This is a genomic window from Rhodococcus sp. GQ147, assembly GCF_059759155.1.
The window spans coordinates 150,620-170,530 of record NZ_JCAXDU010000010.1; the positions used below are offsets into that span (position 1 = coordinate 150,620).

Genomic DNA, 19,911 nt, shown 5'->3' on the forward strand with positions numbered 1-19,911 from the left:
CGTCGTGCGCCTCCACAGCACATCCGCCCCGCGAGGATCCCGGGACCACAAACCGGACCCGCCGGGACCGGAAAACTGACACTCTGTCGATACCTGCCCGTACGGACGAAAGGTCACCGATGGCTCGTGCGGTTCGCGTCGTCGTTCTCGGATCGGGATCGTGGGGAACCACGATCGCGTCGTTGGCCGCACGCAACACCCCGACGACGTTGTGGGCCCGCAACGACGACATCGCGCGTGAGATCGACACCGAGCACCGCAACCGTCGATATCTCGGCGAACGGCCACTGCCGCAGGGCCTGCGCGCGACCTCCGATCTCGAAGAGGCCGCCCGCGAAGCCGACGTCCTGGTGATCGGTGTGCCGTCGCATGCAGTGCGCAAGACACTCGAGCAGGTCGTCGACGAGATCCGCGCGTGGGTTCCGGTCGTCTCGCTCGTGAAGGGCCTCGAGCCGGGCACCCGCCTGCGGCCCACCGAGGTGATCGCCGAATGCCTTCCGGGGCACCCCGTCGGGCTGCTCGCGGGTCCGAACATCGCCGGGGAGATCGCCGACGGCATGGCCGCCGCGTCGGTGGTCGCGATGCAGGACGAAGCGGTGAGTGCGGCGCTGCAACCGCTGTTCGCCACGTCGTTGTTCCGCGTCTATCGCAATACCGACGTGCTCGGCTGCGAACTGGGCGGGATCCTCAAGAACATCGTGGCGATCGCGGCCGGCATGGCCGAAGGGCTCAGCGTCGGCGACAACACCCGCGCGATGGTCCTCGCCCGTGGGCTGGCGGAGATGACGCGTCTCGGTGAGGCCATGGGTGCGGATCCGCGCACGTTCGCGGGCCTCACGGGGATGGGTGATCTCATCGCGACGTGCACGAGTCCGTCGTCGCGGAACCGCCGGGTCGGTGAGGCGCTGGCGCGCGGGCTCAGCATCGACGAGGCCGTCGAGGCGCTGGGGCAGGTCGCCGAAGGGGTGAAGACCGCGCCGACGGTCATGGAACTCGCCCGCGAGTACGGGGTGGAGATGCCGATCGCCGCCGAGGTCGCGGCCGTGGTGACCGGGAAGAGCACCCCCACCGATGCCTATCGGGGGCTGCGCCGGGTCACACCCGGCGACGAGAGGGACATCGTCTGACCTTCTCTACCGCTTTCTCGGACGGATCGTAGAAAGCCGAATAGTCGCCTGTCGTGTGCTCCCGACCGGCTGAACGAACGCTCGGTGAAGTGATGTGCCATCGTGGTGACATGACTTCTGCCGCCGACGCGCTGTCGTCCCTGCTCGACACCCGTTTCAGCTGCCGCGCCTTCCTGACGAAACAGGTCCCGCGCGAGGACATCGAACGCATGCTGCAGATGGGTCAGCGCACCGCGTCCTGGTGCAACTCCCAACCCTGGCAAGTGCACATCGTCAGCGGCGACGCCACCAACCGCCTGCGCGACGCCGTCTACGCGCAGGCCACCTCGGGGAACATGGATCCCGACATCCCGGGACCCGCCGAATACCGCGGCGCCTATGCCGAGCGTCGCCGCGGCGCCGGCTACGCCCTGTACAACGCGCTGGGCATCGCCCGCGACGACTACCAGCGCCGCACCGAGCAGATGCTCGAGAACTACCGCTTCTTCGGCGCACCGCACGTCGCGATCATCACCTCCGACAAGGCCCTCGGCGTGTACGGCGCCGTCGACTGCGGTGGCTACGTCTCGACCCTGCTGCTCGCCGCCGAGTCGCTCGGCATCGCCGCCGTCCCGCAGGCCGCCGTCGCGATGACGGCCACCGCGCTGCGACGCGAACTGAACATCGGCGACGACCGCGACATCGTCTGCGCCATCTCGTTCGGTTACGCCGACGAGGCGCACCCGGCCAATGCGTGTCGCACGAATCGCGCGTCGCTCGACGAGACCGTCGAGTGGGTCGACTGAACTTTCGATCGCCCCGGCCGGGTCAGTCGTTCTGGGCGCGCAGGTACCGCCCGAAGTGCGGAACGGTGAACCCGATGAACCCGCGCTCGGCGGAATAGATCAGGCCCTTCTTGATCAATCCGTCGCGCGCAGGTGACAGGGAGGCAGGCTTCCGTCCGAGTTCGACGGCGATCTTCGAGGTCGCGACAGGCCCGTCGTCGCCCGCCAGATCCGCCATGGCCCGCATGTATTCGCGTTCGGCGGGGGTCGCCCGTTCGTAGCGGGAGCCGAAGAAGCCGACGGCGAGTTCCTCTTCCGCAGTCGGTGCCGCGACCCGCACGTCGTCGGCGGTGATCGGCGAATCCGCTGCGACGTCCCAGGTCGTCTTACCATAGGCCTGCACGAAATACGGGTAGCCGTCGGCGGTTTCATACAGCAGGTCGAGGGCGTCCTGCGTGAACTCGACGTCCTCTCGTGCCGCAGGCGCGATGAGCGCGAGATCCGCTGCCGCACGGTCGAGCCGGTCGATGCGGTGGTAGGTGAACAGCCGCTCGGAGTAGGACTTCGACGCCGACAGCACCGCGGGCAGGTGCGGCAGACCGGCCCCGACGACGATGAGCGGCGCGGCGTCCTGGCTCAGCTCGTGGCAGGCCCCGCAGATCGCTGAGACGTCGTCGGAGCCGAGGTCCTGCATCTCGTCGATGAACAACGCGATGCCCACGCCCACGTCGCGTGCGAGTCCTGCTGCGTCGACAAGCAGTTCGACGAGGTCGATCTCGATGTCGCCCGAGTCGGCCCGCCCTTTCACGGCCGGAGCATCGATGCCGGGTTGCCAGCGTTCGCGCATGCCCTTGTCGGCGGTAGCCCGCAGCGCGAACGACTTGAGCACCCCGAGGAAGTACTCCACCGATTCCGGATCCGGATGCGCGGCGGCGATCTCGCGGACCGCCATGTGCAGCGCCGACGACAGGGGGCGTCGCAGTCCTTGATCGGGACGGGCCTCGATCTTGCCGGTGCCCCAGCTCTTCGCGATGGCGGCGGAGCGCAGATGGTTGAGAAGGACGGTCTTGCCGACACCGCGGAGGCCGGTGAGGACGACGCTGCGTTCGGGTCGTTCCCGGGCGATCCGTTCGAGGACCACCTCGAACGCGGTGAGTTGCTTCTCGCGGCCGGCGAGCTCGGGCGGGCGCTGTCCCGCGCCCGGGGCGTACGGGTTGCGGACAGGATCCATCCGTCGATGCTAACGGCGAACTCGTCGGATTCTGAGCTCATCTAGTGCGTGTCGTAGACGGCCGTATTCGCGTATGTCCGAGCTCGAAACCGCAGTTGTTGTCGACATTTCGGCGATTTCTCGACAACAACTGCAACCTCGGCCGCCCGGAGCGACATGCACGCATGCGCATTTCAGACTTTGACATTCATTTTCGATAGTGGCTATTTCTTTCCCCATGACAACGCTCTCCCGCTACGGCGGCGCCGCCCTCACCGTCGTCGCTGCGACCTTCGCCGCCGCCTGCGGCGGTACGACCGAGGCCGACACCACTGCGGCCGACACCCCCGAGACGACGACCTCCGCCGCCGCTTCCGAAGTGGCGACGGCGCAGCCGCGCCTCGCCCTGACCTACGACGGCGGCGTCCTCGTCGTCGAGGAAGAAGAACTCACCGTCGTCGACGACTTCGCACTCGACGGTTTCAACCGCCTCTCCCCTGCCGGCGACGGACGCCACGTGCTGATCTCCACCGAAGGCGGATTCCGCGTGCTCGACACCGGCAGCTGGACGGAAGCCCACGGCGACCACGGTCACCACTACACCGGCGCACCCACGCTCACCGACCTGACGTTCGCCGCCGAGAAGCCCGGACACGTCGTGCCGCACGCCGGGGTCACCGCCCTGTTCGACGACGGCACCGGACGCATCGACGTGTTCGACCCCGCCGATCTCGCCTCGGCGACCGACCTGCCGGATCTCGACAGTCGCGCGCTCCCCGAGGCCCACCACGGCGTGGCCGTCCCGATGCCCGACGGCGGCATGCTCGTCACCCTCGGCGATTCCGAGGATCGGACCGGTGTGGCGCTGCTCGACGAGAACGGCACCGAGATCACGCGCACCGAACAGTGCCCGGGTGTGCACGGTGAGACGGTCGCGGCCGACGGGGTCGTCGCCTTCGGATGCGAGGACGGCATGGTGATCTTCCGCGACGGAACGTTCACGAAGGCGCCGGTGCCCGACCCCTACGGCCGGATCGGGAACCAGGCCGGCAGCGAGGACTCGCCCGTCGTCCTCGGCGACTACAAGACCGATCCCGACGCCGAGCTCGAGCGTCCCGAGCGCGTCGCGCTCGTGGACACCCGCACGGCGTCGGTGCGTCTCGTCGACCTCGGTACCAGTTACACCTTCCGCTCCCTCGGTCGCGGACCGGCAGGGGAAGCACTCGTTCTCGGCACCGACGGCAACCTCCACGTGATCGATCCCGACTCCGGCGAGATCGTCCGGCGGATCGAGGTGCTCGAGCCGTGGACCGAGCCCGACGAGTGGCAGGCACCTCGGCCCGCACTCGAGGTGCGGGGCGATACGGCGTTCGTCACCGATCCCGCCACCGATTCCCTGTACGCGGTGGACGTGACCTCGGGTGAGATCCGCTCTGCCGAACTGCCGCACACCCCGAACGAGATCAGCGGCGTCGCCTGATTCCGCTACCGGAGTATTCGTCTTTCTAGCTGTGGAGCTAGAAAGACGAATACTCCCCTCACGTCCGGCCGGTCGAGATCTTTCCGCAACGTGATCCGCCTCACTCCCCAAGTTCGCGAAACGGACTTCCCGACCAAAACGGTTGGGGAGGCGATATTCTCGTCGGCTGATCCCGAAGACAACGATTGTGTAACGTGGCGACGCACCTGTTTCCTACCGGGAGGTACCGCCCGTGCTGTTGACCGAAGTCCGTACCCGACCTGTTCGATCCTTGTTGATCGCCATCGGTCTGACGGTCTCGGCGCTGGCAGTCGCGGGATACCTGCGCGACGCGCTGAACGAGTACCTCATGGATCTCGACGTCTTCCGCGATGCCGGCTGGGCCTTCCTGCACCACACCCCGCTGTACACCGAGGGGTTCTTCAGCCATTCCGGTTTCCGGTTCATCTACCCACCCTTCGCGGCGTTCCTCTTCGCCCCGATGGCGTTGGTGGGCAGCACCGCCCTGCAGGTGTTGTGGACGATCGGACTCATCGCTCTCGTGTGGTGGGTGCTCGAGGTCGTCTACCAGCGACTCGACATGTCGCAGCCGAGCCTGATCGCAGCCGCGTCGCTCGGACCGGTGCTGTGGCTCGAGCCGTTCCGCTCCAACTTCACGTTCGGCCAGATCAACATCGTGCTCATGGCACTGGTGGTCGCCGACCTGCTCGGTGTGATCCCGAAGCGCTTCCGCGGTGTCGGCATCGCGCTGGCCGCCGCCATCAAGGTGACCCCGGCCGCCTTCGGCCTGATCTTCCTGCTGCGCCGCGACTGGCCGTCGGCATTCCGCGCGCTGAGCGCCTTTGCCGCGACCGTCGCGTTCGGCTACTGGCTGCGCCCCGATTCGACCGTCTACTTCTGGACCACGGAGTTCTTCGCGACCGACCGCGCCGGCGACCCGTCGTTCTTCCGCAACCAGGCGCTCACCGGTCTCATCGCCCGTTTCGACTTCTCCGACGGCACCGCCAAGGCGCTGTGGCTGGCCGGTGCCCTGGTCGTCGTGGCCGGTACCGCGTGGGCCGCCTACCGCTTCCTGCGTGCCGACGAGCCCGTGGTCGCGGTGGCCCTGGTGGGCCTGGCGTCGCTGCTCGCCGCTCCGATCGCCGTCACCCACCACTGGGTGTACGCGCTGTTCCTCGTGCCGCTGCTCGTCGCGCCGGCCTACCGCCGCTGGTGGCCCGTGCTGGGGCCCGCCACCGTGGTCTTCCTCATCGGACCCAACCACCTGCTGCGTGAGGCGTCCTCCGGCGGCTGGGTCGAGCAGTTGCTCCTCGAAGTCCTCGGGACCTCGCAGTGCCTGGCCGCGATCGCAGTCTTCGTCGCCGCGATGGTCGCCGCGCGCAATCGTCGCCCCGGTGCCGAGAACGCCGTCGAGCGCGAGGAGACCGTCGCCGCGCCGGCTCAGGTCCAGAACGCCGACGCGACGAGATAGAGACCCGTCCCGACAACGGTGCTCAGCGCGGCGTTGCGTCGCCACAGATGCACCGCGATCGTGCCCGCGAGACCGACGGTCGCGGGTAGCCAGGTCGACTCCCCCACGTCACGCAGTGTGTACATCACCAGGATCACCATGACGCCCGCGGGCATCGTACGGCCCAGGAAATCGACGAAGGCGGAGTTCTTCAGCGCCGACAACGCGAGGAACGGCGCCGCGCGCAACGCGACCGTCACGACGAACATCACCGCCAGAGCGCCGAGGACATATCCGGCGCTGGGCACCGACTCAGGCACGGGCCACCTTGTTCCGGTAGACGAAACGCACGAACAGGCACACCACGAACAACCCGAGCCCGACGACGAGCATCTGGCTTTTCGCGACCAGCAATGCGACGAGACCGCAGACCAGCGCGAGCACCGGCGCCGGCACGTCGCGGTTGGCGCGGAAGGCATCGATCGCAAGCACCGCGAACAGTGCCGTGAGGGCAAACTCGAGTCCGGCGAGCCCGTCGGGGAGCACTGCCCCGATCAACGCGCCGATCGTGCCCGACACGACCCACATCAGCTGGCAGAGCACCTGGACCGTGAGGATGCGGGTACCCGAGAGCGGCTCACGTGCCTTGGGGGCGACGATCGCGTACGACTCGTCGGTGAGCGCATAGACGCCGTAGAGACGCCCGAGCCGGCTGCGGATGCGGTGCAGCGGGAACGACAGGCCGTAGAAGACGTGCCGGAAGTTCACCAGCAGTGTCGCCGCGGCGACCGAGGCGAGCGGCGTGACCGCCGCGATCAGACCGATCGCGAGGAACTCCATCGACCCCGCGTAGATGACGGTGGAGAAGATCGGCGCCCACCACCATTCGAACCCGCCCTGGGTGAGAACCACACCGAACGCGAGCCCCAGCGGGATCAGTCCCAGCCCGACGGCCCAGGAGTCCTTGATACCCGCGCGGATCTCGAGGGTACGACGGTCGGGCATGCTCATCAGGCTATCGCCGGGCCGGAAGTCTCGGCGCCCGGCCCGGAAGAAGGTGATCTGTGTCCACCTCGTTCACGGAGGTCGTGTCCTCCGCCTGGCAGGCCGTGTCGACCGTCGACCAGCCCGCTCCGACGGTGGTCGTCGTCGGAACGGCGATCGTCGCACTCGTGCTCGTCACCGTTCGGCCGCTGTGGCTGAAGACCCGCCATGTCGTCACGCAGGCGCACGAGGGGTCGCACGCGCTGGTCGCGGCGCTCGTGGGCCGAAAGCTGTCGGGCATCCGTCTGCACAGCGACACCTCGGGGGTGATGGTGTCGTCCGGCAACCCGCGAGGCCCCGGCATGGTCGCGACCACCTTCGCCGGGTACACCGGTCCGGCCGTGCTGGGATTCGCGGCGGCGACGCTGCTGACCCTGGATCGGCCCGCCGCGGTGCTGTGGTCGATCCTCGCCGCGCTCGCTGTCCTGTTGCTGCTGATCCGCAATCTGTACGGATTCGTCTCGGTGGTGATCGCGGGTGCGCTCGTCGGTGCGGCCGCCTATCTCGGGGACCCGATCGTCCGGTACACCGCGGCGTACCTGATCACATGGGTCTTGCTCCTCGGCGCGACCCGCCCGGTCCTCGAACTCGCCCGCACCCATTCGCGCGGTCGTGGCCGGGGTTCGGACGCCGACCAGTTGCGCGGACTGACCCGCGTTCCGGCGGCCGTATGGATCGCGCTGTTCGCGATCGTCACGGCGGGTACCGCCTTCTACGGCGTCACACGGATCGTGGTGACCCAGCTGTCCTGAGTGGCCTCGGGATGCAGGCGGCAGCACGGACGACCGCGTGCAGGCTCGCGGTGAGCACGGAGCGGTGACGCCCCGCTGCCCACCGTGTGTCGTCGCCGCTGCGGAATTCGATCAGGGTGAGTGCGTCGGTGCCGACGCTGCTCTGATGGAGGCCGAGCACCTCGATATCGATGCCGAGACGGGCGAGAGCGTCGGTCGATGCTTCGACGGGACCCACGCCCTCGTGGACACTGCGGTGTTCGGTGCCGCCGACACCCAGCGTGATCGTGGTGCCCGCGTCGGTCACGTCGAAGGCGCGCAGCACCGGTGCACCCGGGACGTCCGGCCGTGCGAGATATGCGGTGTCGAAGATCTCCCACAGTTCGGTCGCAGTGACCTCCCCGCCGCTGGTGTCGGTGTGGTCTTGCACGTGGCGAGTGAAGTCGATCTGGAGCCGACGCGGAATTTCGATGCCGTATTCGCTCTCGAGCAGGTAGGCGACCCCGCCCTTACCGGATTGCGAATTGACACGGATCACCGCGTCGTAGGTACGTCCTATGTCGGCGGGATCGATCGGCAGATATGGTACTCGCCAATCGATCTCGGACTCGGGACGGCCCTCGGCGACGGCGCGTGCCCGGTGCTCGGCGAACCCTTTCCTGATCGCGTCCTGATGAGTGCCGCTGAAGGCGGTGTGCACCAGGTCGCCGACATACGGGTGCCTCGGGTGGATCTCGATGCGATTGCAGTATTCGACGGTGCGGCGGATCTCGTCGATGTCGGAGAAATCGATCATCGGATCGATGCCCTGTGCGTGGAGGTTCAGTGCGAGTGTCGCAATGTCGACGTTGCCGGTGCGTTCCCCGTTGCCGAACACGCACCCTTCGACCCGCTGCGCCCCGGCGAGGACGGCGAGTTCGGCGCACGCGATACCTGTGCCGCGATCGTTGTGCGGGTGCACGGACAGGATCACCGCGTCGCGTCGCGCGAGGTTGGTGTGCATGTACTCGATCTGATCGGCATAGACGTTCGGGGTCGCGATCTCGACGGTGGCCGGAAGATTCACGATCACCGGCCGTTCGGGGGTCGCGTCCCACAACTCGGTGATCGCGTCGCACACCTCGAGCGCGTAGTCGGGTTCGGTGAGGTTGAAGACCTCGGGTGAGAACTCGAACCGCACGTTCGGCAGGTCGCCGGCCAGTTCCAGGACGTCGCGGCCACCGGCGACGATCAGTTCCGTCAGCGCGGTACGGTCGCGGTCGAGGACGACCTCGCGCCAGGTGGGAGCGGTCGCGGTGTACATGTGGACGACGACCTCGTTGCGGACACCCCGGACGGATTCCACAGTCCGCTCGATGAGGTCGCGACGTGCCGGGGTGAACACCACGATGGTGACGTCCGGCGGCGCGATGTCGGTCTCGACGATCAGGCGCACGAAGTCGAAGTCGGTCTGCGAGGCGGACGGATAACCGACCTCGATCTCCTTGTATCCCATCGCGACCATCAGCTCGAAGAAGCGGCGTTTGCGGCCGGGATCCATCGGTTCGGCCAGTGCCTGGTTACCGTCGCGCAGGTCCACCGGCACCCACAGTGGGGCCGCGGTCAGACGTTGTGTGGGCCAGTTCCGTTGCGCCAGTGGAACCTCCACGCGAGAGTACACATCGCGGTAGCGATGTGAGGGCATGGCGGAGTGCCGCTGCCTGTTCCAGACGGGGGCGTCGGCAGGAACCGGACCGGCAGGAGTGAAGATTCGCGGGAACGTGCTGGTGCTCATCGGAGAAGTCCTTCGTCGATCGTCGTTACGAGGGACCGGCGCGTGTTCGACTCCACGACGGGGAGCCGGTCCGGCTAGGCCCCGCCGTGGCGGCGAAGGAGAAGGAACGCGAAGGAGCGCATGTCCCGAAGGCTAACATAACTCCTCGGACAAGTAGAGGAGTAGGCGACTCTGCGATGATGGAACCATGACCGTCGTCCGCCGCGAGCCTCTCGCCGACCAGGCCGCCGAACTGCTCCTCGAACGCATCCGATCCGGAGAATGGTCGCTCGGCGCCAAGCTGCCCGGCGAGACGACGCTGGCTCCGCAGCTCGGCGTCGGCCGCTCCACCGTCCGCGAAGCGATCCGTCAGCTCGCCGGACGCGGCATCCTGACCACCCGGCAGGGCGCCGGCGTGTTCGTCACCGCTCTCGACGCACCCGAGGACTGGACGCGCACGGTCGCGCGCGCCGACATCCTCGCCGTGATCGAGGCCCGCATCGCCGTCGAGGTCGAGGCCTCGGCCCTTGCCGCCGCGCGCCGCACCCCCGCCGAACTGCGGGCATTGAAGAAGTCACTGCGGGAACGCGAAACCCATCGCACGGCCATCGAGGAACACGTCGACACCGACATCGTCTTCCACCGCACCATCGTGGTCGCCGCACACAACCCGATCCTTCTCGACCTGTTCGACGGCTTCACACCCCGTAACCGTCACGCCATGATCGAAATGCTCCGCACGCGCGGCACCCACGGGGACGACGCCGACCACGATACCCACCGACGCATCTACGACGCCATCGCGGACCGTGACGGGGTGACCGCCGCCGCCGTCACCCGCGACCACTTGTCCTCGCTCACGACGGCACTCGGCCGATAGCCGGGCCGGTTCTCTGCGGACGGTTCTCGACCTCCCGGGTGCGGGACGGTCACTTCTCGATCTGCATCGCGACTGCCCTCACCGGGGCCCCGTCGACGCCCGCGAACGGGATCGGCAGCAAGGACACGAGCGGATCCGCGAAGTCGATCGCGTCGAGATTGCGCAGGTTCTCGCAGATGATCGCCCCCGCGTCGGCGAGCACGTGGTGCGCTGCGAGCGTCTCGTCGCCCGTGGGATCCACGCTCGGCGCGTCGATTCCGACCGTGCGGACGCCGCGGTCGAGCAACCACCGGCACGCGTCGACGCTCAGGGCCGGATGCTCGAAATAGCGGTCAGTGCCGAAATACCGCGACCAGCCGGTGAGGACCAGCGCGATGTCGCCGGAGCCGATCGCAGGCCCACCCCACATGTCGGCGGTGACGAGCGCACCGGCGCCGACGCGGGCGCGCACGTCGAGCACCACTCCGCGTCCCACGAAGTTCTCCGGCGGTACCGCGTCGATCGCGGCGCCGCCGCTGCGCACGTGTCGCGGCGCGTCGACGTGGGTGCCGGTCTGCGATCCCATGTCGATGCGCATCAGGTCGAATCCGTCGGTCTCGACGGTGGCGTGCGGTGTGAACGTCGGTGCCGGATCCCCGGGATAGACCTGGATGGCCGGGGAGACGATGTGGGTCAGGTCGACGATCCGCCGAACACGCATGACATCACTCCTGTTCGGGTCAGCCGAAATCGACCTGCCGCTGCGCATTCGCGAGCGCGGTGACCACACCGGTGCCGAACGCGCCGAGACGGTCGAACAGCACCGCCGTGCCGACCGCGATGCCCTCGCTGCTGATGTGGTTGTCGGCCTCGATACCGACCTCCGGTCCTTCCGGCAGACGGGACAGTGCCAGGGTGACATCGGAATTGATGTAGCCGACACCTTTGTCCGACCAGTTGGTCACGAACGACGTGCCCTCACCGACGGTCGCGGTGTTGACGAACGGCGACAGCTCCTCGCCGACGATGATCGGCAGCTGCCGCGACCACAGGCGCTTGCGATCGGAGTTCTGGTGTTCCGACCGCACCCGCGTCCATCCCGGGCCGTCGCTGCCGTACCACGACGAGTACTCGAGCGGCCCGGGCTGCGTCTCCGGGGAACCGGGAGGAGGCGTCGGGGACTCGCCGCGCAACCACACCGACCCGGGCGGCGGCGCCGACTTGCGGAGGAAGGTGAGCGTCGCGCGCGCCGACACCTCTCCACCCTGCATCAGGTTCGCGTCGGCGACGCGGATGCGGTTGCCGTCGCGCACCCGGGTGGTGGTGAAGGTGATCGGCTCGTTGCGGACCGGCCTGAAGAGATCGAGCGTGAACCGGGACGGGACGAAACCCTCGACGGCATGGTGGATCTCGAGCTCACGCGCCACCAGACCGCTCACACACGGCCCGTTGAGCATCGTGTCCGACCACGGGCTGGTCGCATACTTCGTGGGCAGGTAGACACCGTCGTCCTCGGTGAAAAAACCGCGGTTCTTGCGCTCGTGCATTCGGGAATTCTCCCAGCACCGGCCGCGGTGCGTTCATCGGGATACCCGAAGATGGGATCGTGCATGTACACGAACCCGATGTTCCGGCTGCCCGTACCCGCCTGATCGTCGACGTCGACACCGGCATCGACGACGCTCTCGCCCTGCTCTATCTCGTCGCGAGCCCGGAAGCCGAGATCGTCGCCGCCCTGTGCACGGCGGGGAACGTGCCAGTGGACCAGGTCACCGCCAACACGCTGTCGTGGCTCGAGGTGTGCGGTCGGTCCGATATCGAAGTGGCTGCCGGATCGCAGGTTCCGCTGGTCGCGCCACTGATGACCACCGAGGACACGCACGGTCCACAGGGGATCGGGTATGCGGAACTCCCCGCTGCGTCGCAGTCGCGGTCGCCGCGATCGGCCGCGCAGGCATGGGTCGATCTCACCCGCGAGCATCCGGGAGAGCTCACCGGGCTCGTCACCGGCCCGCTCACCAACCTCGCCCTCGCCCTGCGCATCGACCCGGAACTGCCGTCGCGGTTGCGTCGCCTCGTGATCATGGGTGGGTGTTTCCACCATCCCGGTAATACGACGCCGACCTCGGAATGGAACGTCGCGGTGGATCCGGAGGCCGCCAAGGTCGTGTTCGACGCGTTCTCGATCGTCCCTCCGGACCGGCGACCGATCGTGTGCCCGCTCGATGTCACGGAGTCGATCGAGATGCATCCCGAGCATGTCGCGCGGATCGGGGACGTCGTCGGTGTGCCCCGATCCGGGGAGCTGTCCCCGGACGCTCCGCGCGGTACGCGGTCGACGGCCGATGTCCCTCTCGTCCGCCACATCTCCGATGCACTGCGGTTCTACATGGAATTCCACCGTGACCAGGGCCTGGGCTTCCTCGCGCACGTGCACGACCCGTTCGCCGCGGCGGTCGCGCTGGGCACGGTTCCCTACACCTCCCGGCCCGCGACGGTCGACGTCGAGCTCGACGGACGGCTCACCCGGGGCACGTCGGTCGCCGATCTGTCCGGTATGTGGCAGAGGACGCCGAACGCGGATATCGTGGCGGGCACCCGTCCGGCAGAGTTCTTCGATCATTTCGTCGAGCGGGTGGGATCGTACATTCGCGACTTGAACCTACCCCCGAGTAAGAACTAGCGTCGACAGCGCACAGTTCGGGGACAAGGAGATAAACGTGGCACAGAAAGTGCGCGTCCAATATTTCGACGATATCGACGGCCAACCGATCATGGACGGCCTGGCGCAGTCGTTCCGCATCACGGTCGACGACGACGAGTACGAAATCGACCTGCGGCCGGCGAACGCAGACAAGTTCCTGGCGGTACTCCGCCCGTGGCTGCACGAGAAGGCACCTGAGAAGCCCGCTTCGAGCACCCGCACCATCACGCCGAAGCAGACGGCAACGAAGGCCCGCACACGGACGGCGGGGACTCACAAGGCGATTCCGCCCACCCGGTCGCCGGAGCAACTGGCCGCGATCCGGCACTGGGCCCGTAACAAGGGTTACGACGTCAGCTCGCGCGGCCGGATCCCGCGTCACATCCTCGAGCGGTTCGAAGCCGCTCACTCCTGAGCATCACCCGGCTGCCTCCCCCGCGGCAGGCCATGAACGCCACCGACGACCGGTGCCGCCTCGTCACGCGACGAGATGGTGCCGGTCGTCGCGTCGGATGGTCACCGCAGCGACGATCACGCCCACGACCACGCCGATGACGGTGTCGGCGACCCGGTTGACGGCGAGGCCCGGACCCGCGTGCTGCCCGAGACCGGTGAGCAGCAACGCCATCGTCGTCACCCCGACCGAGGCGAGCCCGTAGTTCCGGGTCACCGTGAGTTCGGTGAGCGTCTGGAACAGCACGGCGGCCGCGACCACCGGCCAGTAGCCCAGGTCGAGCGCGAGCAGCACGGCAGCGATCATGGCGCCGCCGACATTTCCGATCAGACGCTGGATACCGCGCTGAACAGTGTTGCGGTAGTTCAATCCTTGCAGCGCCGCCATGGCACCCATCGCAGCCCACAACGGATGGTCGAGCCCGATCGATGCGGCGAACGACGCGGCGAGCAACGACGCCACGAAGATCCGGGCCGCTCCGATCAGCACGAGACGGTCGAGCAGACGACCGCATCCTTCGCGGACGAAGCGGGGCGGCGTGGGCAGCACCGGCCGCCCCTTGGCATCGACACGCGGAATCTCGATGTCGCGCCGCGCTTTCCGAAGTTCCTTCTCGAATCGGGAGAAATCGTCGCAACGTGCGCGGGAGGTGTCGTGCGACCCGCTGTCGAGAACCGTCTCGGCCGCGTCGAGCAGTGCGGCCAGTTCGTGGACATGGGCGTCCGGACGTCGCGAGGCGTTCAGTGCGACGGTCTCGCGCGCCTTCCGGATGCTCTGTCGCGCAGCGGGAACGGCGTCCGCACCGCGGATCTCGACGGCGGAGACCGCCGCGAGGGCGCGTGCGACCGCCAGACGAGCGGGCGTGTGGGGATGGGAGAGCGCAGGGAGCATCGCGATGACATATCCGAGCAGCGCACCGATGGTCGCCGCGGCGGTGACCAGGCCCGCATCGCCCCATCCGTCGGAGAAACCGGCGGCGCCGGCGGCCGCGAAGATGAGGATCACCGGGCCGGGGCCCATGAGCGAGAAGGCCGTGAACACCCAGTACGCGACGGCCGAGCCCAGCGAGAGCGCAACGATCTGCACCCACAGCGGGGCGCCCATCGCGCCGAGCGCAGCCCCGAAGGCGGTGTAACCGACGATGCCGAGGCCGACCCACGGAAGGCGCACGGCGAGAAGCGGATACGGTTCGTATCGCAGGAAGGCACTGGTGAGTGCGCCGAGGGCGGCGAAGCCGGCGACTTGTCCGTAACCGAGCAGACCGCCGCCGACGAGGGCGAGCATCGTCGCGAACCCCACGCGCAGCGCCACGGCCACGGTCGGATCGCCGCGCCGCACTTCGAGGGCGTCCTTCCACGCGCTCGCCGACAGCGGATGCGCGAGCGCTCTCCGGGTGTGACGGAGCTGAGGGCGGTCGTCGAGTCGGCGGTCCAGCATCCGTCCACCCTATTGTTTCACTAGTAAAATATCTATGAAATTGTTCGTCCGCTGCCGTTAGACTTGCCACATGCCCTCCGAGACGCCCCAGCCCGATTACGTCGATCGCGTACGTCTCGGATGGACCGCCCACTACCCCGGTCTCGACCTGCGCCCCATCGACGTGATCGGTCGCATCACCCGCATCGGGTCGCTCGCGCTCACCTACTTCGATCGGGAACTCGAACCGAGCGGCATCAGCCGCAGCGAGTTCGAGGTACTCAGCGCGCTCGCCCGCAGCGACCACCCGTTACGCGCCAGCGAGGTCACCTCGATCACGGGGATCTCCGGTGCGTCGACGACGAAGCACACCGAGCGACTCGCCAAACTCGGTCTCGTCGAACGCACACGACTCGAACGCGACGGCCGCGTCGTCCTCCTCACCCTCACCGACGACGGGCGCGCACTCGTCGAGAAGGAGTTCCCGCGACGCCTGGCACGCGAGCGGCAGATGCTCGACGGACTCGACGACGACGAGGTTCAGGTCCTGTCCGACCTGTTGCGCAAGGTCGTCCGCAACGTCGAGAACCACTATCCGGCCTGATCCCCCGAACAGGTCAGGGCATCTCCTGCGTCTCGGCCCGTTCGATCTCGCTCACGGCGCGGCGCAGATACGCCTCGGGAGCCACGCGGCGCGCAGCGACGAGATCGGCGACGACGAGCAGGCCCGCGGCCAGATACTGCTCGGGACGGATCCTCGGGGGTTCGGCGTCGGAATCGGACACTCCGAGCGCACCCGTGAGCACAGCAACAACGGCTTCGGGTTCGAGCGATGGCAGCCATCGCAGTCCGGAACGGACGGAGCGTTCGAGCACGGCCTGCACGTCCTCACCGGCGAGACCGTCGGGATGCAGTTCCTCGAGCAACTCCCGGACCATGCCCGCGTGCACGGCCGTGACCTGCTCGTAGGGCAGGTCGACCAGTACCGCGACCGCCTCGTCGAAGGGCTCGGCCGACTCGCTGCGGGCAGCGGCGAGCGCATCGGCGGTGGCCGTCGCGATCTCCCGCGGCGTTCTCGGCCAGTGGTCGGGCCACACAGCGATCTCCTGTCCTTCCTCCGGACGCCCGGTCACAGGCGTTCCTGCAACGCGAGCGCGTCGTGCGGTGCACAGCCTTTCATGTCGTTGTCGAAGTACACGTAGACGTCCCTGCCGTCGCCCAGCCATCCGCGGATCCGCTCGGCCCACACGTCGAGAACGTCGGGGGTGTACCCGCTCGCATACAGCTCCTTGTCGCCGTGCATCCGCACGTAGACGAAATCGCTCGTGACGTCGGTGAGGAACGGGAACTTTCCGGCTGTGTCGGCGACGACGAGCCCGATGTCGTGCGCGCGCAGCAACTCCACGGCCTGCGGGCTCGCGAGGTCGGGATGCCGCACCTCGACGGCGTGCCGCAGCGGACGCTCGGCGTCCACCTCCACCCACACCCGATCGTCGGCGAGTTTGTCGGTGTGCCGGCGGGCGAGTTCGCCGGCGGCCATCGTCGTGCGGGGCAACCGGGTGAAGAAGTCCGCGAACCTGTCCTCCTCGAAACCGAGGGTCGGCGGGAGCTGCCACAGCACCGGACCGAGTTTCGGGCCGAGCGCGAGCACACCGGAGGCGAAGAAATTGGCGAGGGCGTCGTCGACACCCGCGAGCCGTTTCATGTGGGTGACGAACCGCCCGCCCTTGACGGCGTAGACGAAGTCGTCGGGTGCGGCGTCCCGCCACGCGAGATAGCTGCTCGGGCGCTGCAGCGAATAGAACGAGCCGTTGATCTCGATCGATCCGAACCGCTGGGCGGCGTATTCGAGTTCCCGGCGTTGGACGAGTCCTTCCGGATAGAAGTCTCCGCGCCAGCCCGGATAGCGCCATCCCGATATCCCGATCCTCGCCCCGGCCACGTTTCCGAGCGTAACCTCGGCTTCGATTCGGCACGCGAAGCAGCACGACCGCGCTTATCCTCTGGGCTACAAGATCACATCACACGCCAGGAGCCGTCATGTCCACGAGCTCGGTTTCTTCCAACGATCCGTTCCGATCATTACTGAAGCAGATCTGGTGGGTGGTGCTGCTGCGCGGCATCCTCGCGGTCCTCTTCGGTGTCGTCGCACTCGTCTGGCCCGGCATCACCGTGTGGGCGCTGGTGGTCGTCTTCGCGGCCTACGCGATCATCGACGGCATCGTACTGGTCGTCCAGTCGGTCCGTGACAAGCCCGAGGGCTGGGGCTGGTGGCTCGCCATGGGCGTCGTCTCCGTCCTCGCCGGCCTCGTCGCACTGTTCTGGCCCGGCATCACCGCACTCGCACTGCTGTACGTGATCGCGTTCTACGCCATCCTGTTCGGCATCACCGGCATCATCGGCGGCATCCGGTTCCGGAAGGTCCCCGAGTCCGGATGGGTGTGGTCGGTGTTCGCCGGCGTCGTCGCCGTCCTGTTCGGCATCGTGCTGCTGATCTTCCCCGGCGAGGGCATCCTGAGCCTGATCGTCCTGCTCGGCATCTACGCGATCCTGTTCGGCGTGCTGCTCATCATCCTGGCGTTCCAGGCACGCAGTGCGGCGAAGAAGGCCGGCGTCATCTGACCACCGGCCTTTTCCCCGATCGATCTCAGGCGTTTCGCAGGCGACCCCACGCGTGCCAGCGGTCGATCTCGATCCACGCGTTGACGCGCTTGCCGTCGCGCGCGTGGTACGGCTCGCCCGTGTAGTGGCGAGCGATCCGGTCGATGTCCTCCAGGGACGGATCGTCGGTGAATTCGACGACCCGTCCCTGGAGGCTCACGTGCGTGATCCAGTCCTGCGGATCCATCGCCGACAGGCTCACCCGCGGATCGTTCCGCAGGTAGTCGAGGCGCTTACGGGTGGAGTCCATGTTGACGAGGATGCGGCCGTCCTCGTAGACGTACCAGGTCGGAACGGACACCGGATGACCGTCCGGGCGCAGAGAGCTGATCGTGGCGTAGTTGGGCTGGGTGAGGAATTCTGCGACGGCCCCGGGCACGGGTCGTTTCGGCACGGCACTCCCTTTCGATGCGGTGGATGGATCTCGATATCGAGACTAGGCCGCGATTCCCGGCGAAACCGTCCCGGGTGACGAGGGGAGGACCGACCATGGAGGTCGGGATCCTCGAAAGGAGACGATCATGCCGCGATATCTCTGGCAGGTGAACTACACCGCGGACGGCGCACGCGGGTTGCTCACGGACGGCGGTACGTCCCGGCGCGACGCCATCGTCCGGATGGTCGAAAGTGTGGGCGGGACGGTCGATTCGGTGCACTTCGCGCTCGGTGGTCACGATCTGTACGTGCTCGGCGAGGTGCCCGACGAGATCGCGGCCGCGACACTCGAACTCCGCACCATCGCCTCCGGCGCCGCGCGCTCCACGCCGATCGCCCTGCTCACTCCCGAACAGGTCGACGAGGCCGCGCGCCGCGACGCGAGTTACCGGACGCCGGGGAGCCAGGACGGCTGACCGCTCGCCTCCCGCGACGCACTGCTGGGTATCGTCTGCTCATCCTGTTGCTTTCTCGAAGAAAGTGAATTCGTGATGAGTGTGCGCCCGGCCCAGCGCAGTGACCACCGACCGGCCCGCATCCACCCGGCATGGTGGGTCGCCGCGGTGGCCTTCCTCGCGTTGTTCGGCGCCGCCGGCTTCCGGGCGGCACCCGGCGCGCTCATGGTGCCGCTGCACGACGAGTTCGGCTGGTCGACGAGCGTCATGTCGCTCGCGGTCAGCATCAACCTCGTCCTGTTCGGACTCGTCGCACCGTTCGCCGCCGCCCTGATGGACCGGTTCGGCATGCGCCGGGTGATCTCGTCGGCGCTGTTCCTGGTGGCCCTCGGCGCCGGTGGCAGCGTCGCCATGACCGCCTCGTGGCAGTTGCTCGTGTTCTGGGGACTGCTCATCGGTACCGGCACGGGGTCGATGGCCCTGGTCCTGGCGGCGACTATCGCCGACCGGTGGTTCGTCGAGCGGCGCGGCCTGGTGATGGGCATCCTCACGGCCGGTTCCGCGACCGGCCAGCTGGTGATCCTCCCTCCCGTGGCCGCGCTCGCGGAGAACGTCGGGTGGCGGCAGGCCTCCCTCGTGATCGCCGCGGCGGCGCTCGTCGTCGTCCCGCTGGTGTGGGCGGTGATCCGCGATCATCCCGACGAGCGCGGCGTCCTGCCCTACGGGGCCGACCCCGAGACCTACATCGCGCCGGCGCGGGCGACCGGTGGTGCCGTCGGCCGCGCTCTCGAAGGGCTGGTCTTCGCGGTGCGTCACCGGGCGTTCTGGGCCCTCGCGATCGCCTTCGCCATCTGCGGAGCCACCACCAACGGACTCGTCGGCATCCACTTCATCCCGTCGGCCCACGACCACGGCATGCCCACGACCACCGCGGCGAGCCTCATGGCCGCCGTGGGGATCTTCGACATCGTCGGCACCATCGCCTCCGGATGGCTGACCGACAAGTTCGACCCCCGCAAGCTGCTGGCCTTCTACTACACCTTCCGCGGCGTGGGTCTGCTCCTGCTGCCCTGGTTGCTGCAGGAGTCCGTGCACCCCAGCATGATCCTGTTCGTCGTGGTCTACGGCCTGGACTGGGTCGCCACCGTGCCGCCGACTGCGATGCTGTGCCGCCGGATCTTCGGCGACCGCGGAACCATCGTGTTCGGCTGGGTGTTCGCCTCCCACCAGATCGGTGCCGCGGCGGCCGCTTTCGGAGCCGGGGTCATCCGCGACAACCTCGGCACCTACACCTACGCGTGGTGGGCCGGAGCGTCCCTGTGCGCGGTCGCCGCGTCGCTGTCGATTCTCACCAGGGGCCGCGTCGCCACGACCGCACCGATGGGCCGCAACTGAGCGACGCGACCGCGTGCGGATCGTGACGACGCA

The 19,911-nt window shown here is 67.9% G+C and carries 22 protein-coding genes; 12 read left to right on the forward strand and 10 right to left on the reverse strand.

From position 1 onward, the window contains the following. Positions 1-119: 119 nt before the first annotated feature. Together AC6CID_RS13665 and AC6CID_RS13670 are read left to right on the forward strand one after the other, a co-directional pair. Positions 120-1,127, forward strand: a complete 1,008-nt coding sequence (locus AC6CID_RS13665) for an NAD(P)H-dependent glycerol-3-phosphate dehydrogenase (protein WP_006553146.1) — start codon at positions 120-122, stop codon at positions 1,125-1,127. A 110-nt stretch (positions 1,128-1,237) separates the two neighbouring features. After that, on the forward strand, positions 1,238-1,912 hold the full coding sequence (locus AC6CID_RS13670) for a nitroreductase (protein ID WP_039584259.1): 675 nt from the start codon (positions 1,238-1,240) through the stop codon (positions 1,910-1,912). A 22-nt stretch (positions 1,913-1,934) separates the two neighbouring features. Here the strand turns inward: AC6CID_RS13670 and AC6CID_RS13675 are convergent, their stop codons facing one another. Continuing rightward, complete coding sequence (locus AC6CID_RS13675; protein WP_006553144.1) at positions 1,935-3,122, reverse strand: ATP-binding protein; 1,188 nt, start codon at positions 3,120-3,122, stop codon at positions 1,935-1,937. Between the two features lie 217 nt (positions 3,123-3,339). Here AC6CID_RS13675 and aztD point away from each other — a divergent pair, with 217 nt between their 5' ends. Beyond that, positions 3,340-4,581: a zinc metallochaperone AztD gene (aztD, locus tag AC6CID_RS13680; protein WP_006553143.1), complete on the forward strand. Its 1,242-nt coding sequence runs from the start codon at positions 3,340-3,342 to the stop codon at positions 4,579-4,581. Between the two features lie 232 nt (positions 4,582-4,813). Continuing rightward, complete coding sequence (locus AC6CID_RS13685) at positions 4,814-6,052, forward strand: glycosyltransferase 87 family protein (RefSeq protein WP_498354072.1); 1,239 nt, start codon at positions 4,814-4,816, stop codon at positions 6,050-6,052. On the opposite strand, the gene AC6CID_RS13690 is transcribed toward AC6CID_RS13685, so the two are convergent. Both AC6CID_RS13690 and AC6CID_RS13695 read right to left on the reverse strand, forming a co-directional pair. Next, positions 6,022-6,351: a branched-chain amino acid transporter permease gene (locus tag AC6CID_RS13690; RefSeq protein WP_006553141.1), complete on the reverse strand. Its 330-nt coding sequence runs from the start codon at positions 6,349-6,351 to the stop codon at positions 6,022-6,024. The two genes, AC6CID_RS13685 and AC6CID_RS13690, sit on opposite strands and share 31 nt — an antisense overlap. Further along, positions 6,344-7,042 carry an AzlC family ABC transporter permease gene (locus AC6CID_RS13695; RefSeq protein ID WP_006553140.1) on the reverse strand — a complete coding sequence of 233 codons (699 nt, stop codon included), beginning with the start codon at positions 7,040-7,042 and terminating at the stop codon, positions 6,344-6,346. The genes AC6CID_RS13690 and AC6CID_RS13695 overlap by 8 nt, the downstream gene beginning before the upstream one ends. A 53-nt stretch (positions 7,043-7,095) precedes the next feature. Between AC6CID_RS13695 and AC6CID_RS13700 the strand changes: the two genes are divergently transcribed. Continuing rightward, the gene (locus AC6CID_RS13700; RefSeq protein ID WP_006553139.1) at positions 7,096-7,827 is read left to right on the forward strand and encodes a M50 family metallopeptidase; all 732 of its coding nucleotides are present in this window, start codon (positions 7,096-7,098) and stop codon (positions 7,825-7,827) included. Here the strand turns inward: AC6CID_RS13700 and AC6CID_RS13705 are convergent. Then, positions 7,796-9,580 carry a 2-isopropylmalate synthase gene (locus AC6CID_RS13705; protein WP_064256433.1) on the reverse strand — a complete coding sequence of 595 codons (1,785 nt, stop codon included), beginning with the start codon at positions 9,578-9,580 and terminating at the stop codon, positions 7,796-7,798. The genes AC6CID_RS13700 and AC6CID_RS13705 overlap by 32 nt on opposite strands. Before the next feature lie 187 nt (positions 9,581-9,767). Here AC6CID_RS13705 and AC6CID_RS13710 point away from each other — a divergent pair, with 187 nt between their 5' ends. Further along, on the forward strand, positions 9,768-10,439 hold the full coding sequence (locus AC6CID_RS13710) for a FadR/GntR family transcriptional regulator (protein WP_039584264.1): 672 nt from the start codon (positions 9,768-9,770) through the stop codon (positions 10,437-10,439). A 49-nt stretch (positions 10,440-10,488) separates the two neighbouring features. Here AC6CID_RS13710 and AC6CID_RS13715 read toward each other — a convergent pair whose 3' ends face one another. Further along, the gene (locus AC6CID_RS13715) at positions 10,489-11,139 is read right to left on the reverse strand and encodes a cyclase family protein (RefSeq protein WP_006553136.1); all 651 of its coding nucleotides are present in this window, start codon (positions 11,137-11,139) and stop codon (positions 10,489-10,491) included. 19 nt (positions 11,140-11,158) lie between these two features. Beyond that, on the reverse strand, positions 11,159-11,965 hold the full coding sequence (locus AC6CID_RS13720; RefSeq protein ID WP_006553135.1) for an acyl-CoA thioesterase domain-containing protein: 807 nt from the start codon (positions 11,963-11,965) through the stop codon (positions 11,159-11,161). 59 nt (positions 11,966-12,024) lie between these two features. Here AC6CID_RS13720 and AC6CID_RS13725 point away from each other — a divergent pair, with 59 nt between their 5' ends. Both AC6CID_RS13725 and AC6CID_RS13730 read left to right on the forward strand, forming a co-directional pair. Then, positions 12,025-13,101: a nucleoside hydrolase gene (locus AC6CID_RS13725; RefSeq protein WP_498354073.1), complete on the forward strand. Its 1,077-nt coding sequence runs from the start codon at positions 12,025-12,027 to the stop codon at positions 13,099-13,101. A 37-nt stretch (positions 13,102-13,138) separates the two neighbouring features. Continuing rightward, positions 13,139-13,537: a histone-like nucleoid-structuring protein Lsr2 gene (locus AC6CID_RS13730; protein WP_006553133.1), complete on the forward strand. Its 399-nt coding sequence runs from the start codon at positions 13,139-13,141 to the stop codon at positions 13,535-13,537. Positions 13,538-13,600: 63 nt separating this feature from the next. Here the strand turns inward: AC6CID_RS13730 and AC6CID_RS13735 are convergent, their stop codons facing one another. Continuing rightward, the gene (locus AC6CID_RS13735; protein ID WP_498354074.1) at positions 13,601-15,013 is read right to left on the reverse strand and encodes an FUSC family protein; all 1,413 of its coding nucleotides are present in this window, start codon (positions 15,011-15,013) and stop codon (positions 13,601-13,603) included. Positions 15,014-15,083: 70 nt separating this feature from the next. On the opposite strand from AC6CID_RS13735, the gene AC6CID_RS13740 reads away from it, so the two are divergent. Then, positions 15,084-15,596, forward strand: coding sequence for a MarR family winged helix-turn-helix transcriptional regulator (locus tag AC6CID_RS13740; protein ID WP_006553131.1), 513 nt, complete (start codon positions 15,084-15,086; stop codon positions 15,594-15,596). Between the two features lie 13 nt (positions 15,597-15,609). Here the strand turns inward: AC6CID_RS13740 and AC6CID_RS13745 are convergent, their stop codons facing one another. Continuing rightward, the gene (locus tag AC6CID_RS13745) at positions 15,610-16,125 is read right to left on the reverse strand and encodes a hypothetical protein (protein WP_498354075.1); all 516 of its coding nucleotides are present in this window, start codon (positions 16,123-16,125) and stop codon (positions 15,610-15,612) included. Then, positions 16,122-16,934, reverse strand: coding sequence for a DUF72 domain-containing protein (locus tag AC6CID_RS13750; RefSeq protein ID WP_024102382.1), 813 nt, complete (start codon positions 16,932-16,934; stop codon positions 16,122-16,124). Before AC6CID_RS13750 ends, AC6CID_RS13745 begins: the two co-directional genes overlap by 4 nt. A gap of 98 nt (positions 16,935-17,032) precedes the next feature. On the opposite strand from AC6CID_RS13750, the gene AC6CID_RS13755 reads away from it, so the two are divergent. Then, entirely contained in the window at positions 17,033-17,614 is a 582-nt protein-coding gene (locus AC6CID_RS13755; RefSeq protein WP_498354076.1) for an HdeD family acid-resistance protein, read from the forward strand. A gap of 25 nt (positions 17,615-17,639) precedes the next feature. Here AC6CID_RS13755 and AC6CID_RS13760 read toward each other — a convergent pair whose 3' ends face one another. Continuing rightward, the gene (locus tag AC6CID_RS13760) at positions 17,640-18,047 is read right to left on the reverse strand and encodes a TIGR03618 family F420-dependent PPOX class oxidoreductase (protein WP_024102384.1); all 408 of its coding nucleotides are present in this window, start codon (positions 18,045-18,047) and stop codon (positions 17,640-17,642) included. Positions 18,048-18,174: 127 nt separating this feature from the next. On the opposite strand from AC6CID_RS13760, the gene AC6CID_RS13765 reads away from it, so the two are divergent. Together AC6CID_RS13765 and AC6CID_RS13770 are read left to right on the forward strand one after the other, a co-directional pair. Beyond that, on the forward strand, positions 18,175-18,504 hold the full coding sequence (locus tag AC6CID_RS13765) for a GYD domain-containing protein (protein WP_006553126.1): 330 nt from the start codon (positions 18,175-18,177) through the stop codon (positions 18,502-18,504). Between the two features lie 75 nt (positions 18,505-18,579). Continuing rightward, positions 18,580-19,878 carry an MFS transporter gene (locus AC6CID_RS13770; RefSeq protein ID WP_019288841.1) on the forward strand — a complete coding sequence of 433 codons (1,299 nt, stop codon included), beginning with the start codon at positions 18,580-18,582 and terminating at the stop codon, positions 19,876-19,878. The last annotated feature ends 33 nt before the right edge of the window (positions 19,879-19,911 follow it).